At 58.1% G+C, this 6,933-nt stretch carries 6 protein-coding genes and 2 pseudogenes; 5 read left to right on the top strand and 3 right to left on the bottom strand.

The features are described 5' to 3' along the window. Both QN219_RS33485 and QN219_RS34480 read left to right on the top strand, forming a co-directional pair. Positions 1-301: pseudogene (locus QN219_RS33485) on the top strand (transposase); the annotation flags it as partial. Between the two features lie 471 nt (positions 302-772). Continuing rightward, positions 773-1,038: pseudogene (locus QN219_RS34480) on the top strand (ectoine synthase). 182 nt (positions 1,039-1,220) lie between these two features. Here QN219_RS34480 and QN219_RS33475 read toward each other — a convergent pair. Next, the gene (locus QN219_RS33475) at positions 1,221-1,607 is read right to left on the bottom strand and encodes an ectoine synthase (RefSeq protein ID WP_284004714.1); all 387 of its coding nucleotides are present in this window, start codon (positions 1,605-1,607) and stop codon (positions 1,221-1,223) included. Between the two features lie 140 nt (positions 1,608-1,747). On the opposite strand from QN219_RS33475, the gene QN219_RS33470 reads away from it, so the two are divergent. The 3 genes from QN219_RS33470 (at position 1,748) to QN219_RS34475 (ending at position 3,886) form a co-directional block, all read left to right on the top strand. Beyond that, a complete protein-coding gene (locus tag QN219_RS33470) occupies positions 1,748-2,623 on the top strand; it encodes a LysR substrate-binding domain-containing protein (RefSeq protein WP_284004713.1) in 876 nt (291 codons plus the stop codon). Between the two features lie 471 nt (positions 2,624-3,094). After that, positions 3,095-3,289, top strand: coding sequence for a DUF4158 domain-containing protein (locus QN219_RS33465; protein WP_289624356.1), 195 nt, complete (start codon positions 3,095-3,097; stop codon positions 3,287-3,289). Between the two features lie 276 nt (positions 3,290-3,565). Further along, complete coding sequence (locus tag QN219_RS34475; RefSeq protein ID WP_405052317.1) at positions 3,566-3,886, top strand: hypothetical protein; 321 nt, start codon at positions 3,566-3,568, stop codon at positions 3,884-3,886. A gap of 773 nt (positions 3,887-4,659) precedes the next feature. On the opposite strand, the gene hemN is transcribed toward QN219_RS34475, so the two are convergent. Together hemN and QN219_RS33450 are read right to left on the bottom strand one after the other, a co-directional pair. Next, positions 4,660-6,102: an oxygen-independent coproporphyrinogen III oxidase gene (gene hemN / locus QN219_RS33455; protein WP_284004712.1), complete on the bottom strand. Its 1,443-nt coding sequence runs from the start codon at positions 6,100-6,102 to the stop codon at positions 4,660-4,662. Positions 6,103-6,755: 653 nt separating this feature from the next. Then, positions 6,756-6,872, bottom strand: coding sequence for a hypothetical protein (locus QN219_RS33450; RefSeq protein ID WP_284004715.1), 117 nt, complete (start codon positions 6,870-6,872; stop codon positions 6,756-6,758). Positions 6,873-6,933: the final 61 nt, after the last annotated feature.

The raw sequence follows: 6,933 nt of genomic DNA, 5'->3' as shown, positions 1-6,933 counted from the left end.
CCCGAAAAGGCGGAGCATGCTGGAGCCATTCGAGCCCCAGATTCGAGCGTGGCTTGAGGCGGATCCGGCGGTCTCGGCAGCCTCGGTCCTAGAGCGTCTGATGAGCGCCGATCCGTCACGCTTCACGAAGAGAAGCCTGCGGACGGTGCAAATGGCCGTCAAGGCTTGGCGCATCGAAACAGCCGGGCAGATTATTCTCGATGGAGACTGGATGGAGCGCGCCACGTTATCTTCTCCCGCCGCGGCAGGAGAAGATAACGGCCATCTCAGCGCACAACGCTTCGGTAACATCCCTGGGTGAGGCAATAGGAACTGTCAATTCCTCGATTCGCTTGGCACGTGCAACACAGCCGTCGGGTTTATCAGATCCGCGACACGGTGCTGTGCGGCCTGACGTCCTGCCGCACTCTCATGCTTCTTCGGCTCACTCGGCCAGAGTGGCACGAGCTTTGCACCCTCCACGGCATGGCGGCGGCAGCTCCCAACCGGCACTCGTGGCCCGGGTACCCGCGATCAATGGGACGAAGGAAAGAAAAAATGTCAGGTCTGCGTCAGATCCGAACTGATGCTCCGTTGGCGATGGCGGCCTGCCGACCACGGCGCGCATGAGCAATCCTAGATTATCCCATACCAAACAGAAGGATGTTCAAATGATAGTTCGTAATCTTGACGATATCGAAGGAACGAAGCGTGACGTTGCCTGGGGCAACGCAAGGAGCCGTCGTTCCTGATCAAAGCCGACGGCGTTCCCTATTCCCTGACCGACACGATCGTGAAGGCCGGGACATCGTCCTTCCTGCAGTACCGCAATCACATTGAGACCTGTTACTGTATCTCTGGTAAGGGCACGTCCGCAACGCCACCACTGGTGAGGAGCATCTTATTGTCCCGGGCACGATGTACGCACTGGACAAGAACGATCCCCACGACCTGATCGCTGACGAAGAAGACCTCCGTCTGGTCTGCGTTTTCTATCCCGGTCTCAACGGCGACGAGGTTCACGGCCTCACCTCAAAAGAACTCTCATCGGCCTATTAAGAGCAGAAGCAGGACTGGGCGACGTTTAATTTCCGCTGTGGCAAAACTCCTCGAATACCCGGCCATCATGATCACTCCAGGTAAGCCTTAAAAAGGCTGAGTCCCGCAAAGCGCGAACTCAGCCCTCAAACTGCCCAGTCTGTTCGAGAGGCCGATCCTTAATGGATCGGCTATCGCCTTGCTCAGTAAGCTGAGCCGGACGCATCCTTAAGGTTATGGCGCTCCGTGCCCTTGAGCGGCGGGTTGAAGACACTGACGAGGATCAGGTCCTGATCGCGACCGCCCCGCAGATAATGCTTGTCATGCTTGTCGAGCACATAGATGTCTCCCTTGCGGATCGGGAAGACATTGCCTTCCATGTCCTCAACCTCGCCGTTGCCATCGACGCAATAGCAGGCCTCGAGATGGTTCCGGTATTCAAGCAACGAAACGGTGTTTGCCCTGACTACCGTATGGCAGACGGTAAAGCCCATGCCGTCCTTTTCCGTCAGCAGGCGGTGGCTGGTACCGCTACCCCACTCGACAAAGTAATCGGTGGCTTCGACATCTTGCAGGCTGCGCACGAACATGGCGTTCTTCCTCGTAAAGAAAAATTTGACAATTGCGGTAACGCGAGTGCAGAACGATCGCGACGCCTCGCCTTTATCTTCTTAATTTTCTGCGCGAACAAATGATCATTTCTAACCGGATAGTTTAGGAGTGTTTACATATGCTGCCACCCCTCGGTACCTTGCGGGTGTTCGAAGCCGCCGCCCGTCTCGCCAGCTTTTCGCGAGCTGCCGACGAACTGAATGTGACCCATGCCGCCGTCAGCCATCAGATCAGGCAGTTGGAGGAATGGTTCGGCCGCCCTCTGTTTTTGCGAGAAAAGCGCGGCGTCCGCCTAGCCTCGGAAGCGGAACGGCTCGCGGAAGCGCTGTCGGCAAGCTTCGACCGCATTGCCGCTGAAGCAGAATCCTTGAGACTGCGGACGAAATTGGAGATCACCGTCGCCTGCATTCCCTCGATCGCAACCCGCTGGCTGATCCCGGCACTCAGCGATTTCCTCGCCACCCATGCCGACATCATGGTCAAGGTAGTCTATGCCATAGCAGAGCAGCGTTTGCGCGAAACCGGCTGCGACGTGCTGATCACGCTCGGCGCTGACACGTCGGACGGAGTTCAGTGCACGCGGCTGTTTTCCCGGGTCAACAAACCCGTCGCAAGCCCGCGTTACCTCGAGAGAAAAGGTGATCTCGCGACTGTCGAGCAGATTGCGGCGTCGGACCTTCTGCACGACGAGACTATTGCACATTGGCAGCAGTGGTTCACCAAGGTAGGCATATCGCCATCTGGGACACTGAAGGGGCCCGTATTTCAAGACTTTAATCTTCTTGCGACTGCCGCCATCGCCGGCCATGGTGTCGCGCTTTGCCCGGTCGAGGTATGTAGGCGAGAAATCAAGAGCGGCGATCTGATCGTACTCTCAGACATTTCGGTTCTCGAAAAAGAAAGCTACTATTTGATCAGCAAAACGTCGCATCAAAAAGCAGTGTCAATCTTCTGCGAATGGTTTCAAGAAGTTGTCGAACCGGCACGAGAGTAGACGAAGTCCCCTCGCTTATCGAATATACCTGTGACCCGGGCGGACCATTGGCATCCGAAAGGCTTCCCACCTGGTCGGTCAAGTCGCGCAGCCGATGCTGTTCCAGCGACAGACATAACGCGGCTCCTGATTACTGCCCGAAGCATTCTCGACCACGGGCAAGACAAAGGTGCAGCTGTTTCTTCTTCCCGATCTGGAACCACTCCTGTGTGCCGGTGCAACCCCCGCTCAAATATGCCCCTTACGGTCCCTGTCGGCTCGAAGCTACGATTTTGGCCAAGTTGAAGAACGTTGTGGGAACATGGCGGTGGTGATTGACGGGTGAATTCGATAGGAATGACAGTCTGCTCCGATTTTAGGGATTGGAGTGACGGGTTTGCATATTTCACGAGAGGATTTGATCGGGCGCTGGAGCCTGAGCTATTCGGATATTGAATTTGTGAACGGCAAGCCGGCTCCGGGCGACTGGGATTGGCGGTTCAGCTTAAGTTCTTCGCCGCGCACGGCTTCTTGGTACAGGATCATGCCTCGATTCCTGGCGACAGTGTGCCCTTGCTGACCGAGCAGGTTGGCGTCGAAGCTGAGGCTGTCGACCGCTATGATTTCTCCGGCCGGACCGCGCGTCGGCATTGTGCCGAGATTTTGCAGCATCTCGGCTTTCGCTGAATCAAGCGTGCCGATCGAGAAGAGCTGACGTTGTGGATCGCTGGCGATCTGTGTCCGACCGGACAATCGGTTGGCGCCATGCTCGAGCGGGTTTTCCTGTGGTGCGGGGACCGTTGCATATACGACCCGTCACACAAGGAACTGGAGCGCCTGGTGCGTTCGCAACGGCAGCATTATCTCGATAGCTGGTTGACCATGTCGCGGAAGCGGAACTTACGGACGCCATGGTCGATCTACTGATCGAGACGGTCCATCGGAACGCGCTCGAAATGCAAGTTGGTCGGCGATATCGCGAAGGACATCGAGCGGGTCTATGGCAAGGAAAGATTGCTGGTTGAGATTGCCAGCGCTTCAATCGACGAGCCCGCCGGACGCGTGTGCGATGTCATTTTCCCGGTCGTCGGCAAGGACAAGCTGGCGGCGAAGCCCCCCATGGCTTCCATCGCCCAAAAGAATGGTGCCGTTCTCCTGAGCCCCCCGAACGCGTGTTTCCATCGCCTCAAGCACTTTCGACGCGTCGCAACCCGCTACGAGCGCCGAACACTCCACTTTACTGGCGTCATCTACCTCGCTGCGATCCTGATCTGGCTACGATGAATGTCGATCGGTCCTAGCGCCAGGCGAGCCCTGCCGTTCCGAACCAGTGACATTCGCTCGATCCGTAGCGCGGCCCCGCGGCAAGCTCATCCGATCAAGTCCGAGCATCATTGTGTCGTTGCGGGAGATCGGAAAACGCTTAGGCAGGTGAGGTGTTCCAAGTTGACCGGCCGCCCGTGCCGCCGCCACATCGACCTTAAGGCGTGGCCTGTAGACGACAGCGCCGGGCTTGATCGTTGCCGGGCTGAATGCATCCGTAGGCTTCGGCTCTTTCGGGCCGCTCAACCGTTGGCGGTCATCTCTCCACCAGTGATGGCTGCAGGGCCAGAAAGAAGACACTTCTACAACTCCGCTGATCTAATCTTCGATATAGCGCGGCGATCAGGATGAGACGAGTCTCACCTTGATTGTCGCCGCGCACTTCGATGCCGCGGACGTCGCCGACCGCCTGCCAATAGGTGCGTCCGCTCCCTGCGTGTCTCTCGACAGGTGATCAGGCGGATGAGAAAGGCTTGTGTTTTCAAGGTGTGCTCGAAGCAGGTCTCGCTGGCTAATCCTGCTCAGCCGCCGATATTTCAGCCGCGGAGATCAATCTGGGAAGGGCTCCGCGCTTCGGGCGAGTTCCGGGCCCTGCGCCAGAGTTAGCCGTTTTGGCCCGCACGAGGCCAATAAAAACGTGCAGCATGGCATGGTTTGATAGGCGCGCCGCCGTTCGCGCATCGCAGACACCAGCTACAGACGGGGGAAAACCGAGCAAATTGAACGTCACGGTGCTAGTAGGGCGAGCGGTCGAGATAAGCGTCGAATGCGGCAGCAACGACGCGCATCAAGAAGCGGTGCTCCTGCCTCACGCGAATGAGCCCCTTTTCGATGTGCACTATCCCGTTCTCGGCGAGCATCCCCAAGCGCTCCGCTGAATTGAGAAAAGGGGTCGGATCAAGTCCGTAGGCGGCGCAGATTGCCGGCACGTTGGCCTCCAAATCGCACATTAGCCGCTCGATAATAGCGGCTCGCACGCGATCGTCGTTGGTGAGACGGTAGCCTCTTGATGTCCCCAGGTGGCCAGCTGCGATCTGTCGGCTATACGAACTCTGTGCGACTTCGTTCTGGACATAGCCTTCGCCCAGACGCCCGATCGCCGACGCGCCAAAGCCGATCACGGTTTGGCAGGTATCGGCCGAGTAACCCAAGGAATTGCGCCGCAGACGCCCGGCTCTCTGCGCCAGCGCCAACTCGTCGTCCGGCAAGGCGAAATGGTCGAGCCCAATTGGGCGATAGCCGGCGGCAACCAGCGTATTGGCCACCGCCGCTGCCTGTTCAGCGCGGGCAGCCACGTCCGGGAGTGCGGTCTCATCGATTAGCCGCTGATTTTTTCTATAAGATGGAACATGCGCGTAGCCGAACACCGCAAGCCTGTCGGGGCGCATCGCGAGTGCTGTCGTCGCGCTCTGGACACAGGACTGCACTGTTTGATGCGGGAGACCGTACATGAGGTCGAAATTGATACGGCTTACACCGTGCTTGCGCAGGTTTTCGACGGCAGCCGTCACCTGCGCCTCGCTCTGGACTCGGTTGATCACCTTTTGAACAATTGGATCGAAGCTCTGCACGCCGAGGCTCGCGCGGTTCACCTCGGCTGTTTCTAAGGCTTCGGCCATTTCGGTCGTAAACGTGCGCGGGTCGATCTCGACTGCGACCGAGGCCGTATTCTTGAACGTGAAGCGGCTGCGCAGGAATTCCATTAGGGCGAGAAACTCCGCCGGTGGCATGATGGTCGGTGTTCCGCCGCCGAAATGCACGTCGCTCACGGGCAGCGCCTGCGGCGCTTGCTCCGCGACCAAACGGATTTCCTCACGTAGTACCGCCAAGTAATTGAGGATCGACGCATCCCGACGAGTGATGCTAGTAGGAAAACCACAGTACCAGCACATTGACCGACAGAATGGAACGTGGAGATAGAGCGACACAGCGTCCTCAGGTGGCAGGCCCTTCAGCCATTTCTCGTAAGCCTTGGCCCCGACCGCCGGGGAAAACTCGGGGACAGTGGGATAGATGGTGTACCAAGGCAGGCGGGCATCATAATACTTTGCATGGACGGAGGTCGGCCGCGCGATGCTGGATGACTTTTGTGTCGAATCGGAGCGAGAGGAGGCCCCACGCGTCCTTTCCCTTTGGATCAAATGTGATCCCATGCCCATGCTTTTGCCGTCAGGCATCACTGTCTTCCCCCATCTGAATGTCAGTCGGCACTGCCCGCAGCCTTTCGACAATAGGTTCAAAATTGATGCCAACACTGTCGACGATGTTGAAAGTATCGCCAGACTGCCTGAGATAGCCAACTGGGCTGAAATAAGAGCCGACAATTGCTGTCGCACATTCGACAAATACGACATAGGCATCTTCGGCTGACGACAATCGTCTGGTGCAGATGGGGACCTCCTTTCGACGGCTGTTGCTCACAGCCGCCAGAGCCGGACTGATGGGAGAGGCTGTCCGTGCTCTGCATCTGAACAAGCAATCGTCGTTCCAGTTCTTTGGTCAGCGGTCACGACCGGACGTCGCCCCGTGCCGTGCGCCAGTCGTAGATCAAGGCGAGCTCGAAAGCCGGTGCGTCATCGCCGTATTTTGCTCGACCGCGGCATTGTCCTGCTGGTCACTCCATTAAGCTGCAGGATGGGCTGATCGATGTGCTGCCGATCGTTTTTCCTGATCGCGAGCGTCGCCGTCGGGTCACGGTCGCTTCGCAATCACCTCGAGTATCTCCGCAGCGCGCAGAGGGCGTGCGAACAGGTAGCCTTCGCTTCATCGAAGCCTTCTGCCTTGATGGCCTCGAGCTGGGTCTCAGTCTCCACGCCTTCGATGGTCGTTGTTATTGCCAGCGTGCGACCAATTCCGGCGACCGCTCTGATGATCGAATGAATTCGGCTGGGGACACAGGGCCTCTTTGTGGATGCGTCCATCGCACGAGCGCCTCACAGGTGGTGATGTGGCCGGTGTGGAGGTTGACCAGCGGCTGGTAGTGGACTTCCAGCTCGCCATTGACAAGG

The sequence above is a fragment of the Sinorhizobium sp. 8-89 genome, assembly GCF_030124325.1.
Classification (GTDB): Bacteria; Pseudomonadota; Alphaproteobacteria; order Rhizobiales; family Rhizobiaceae; genus Sinorhizobium.
Note: the sequence above shows the minus strand (reverse complement) of the source record. Positions and strands in the feature narration are given on the sequence as shown.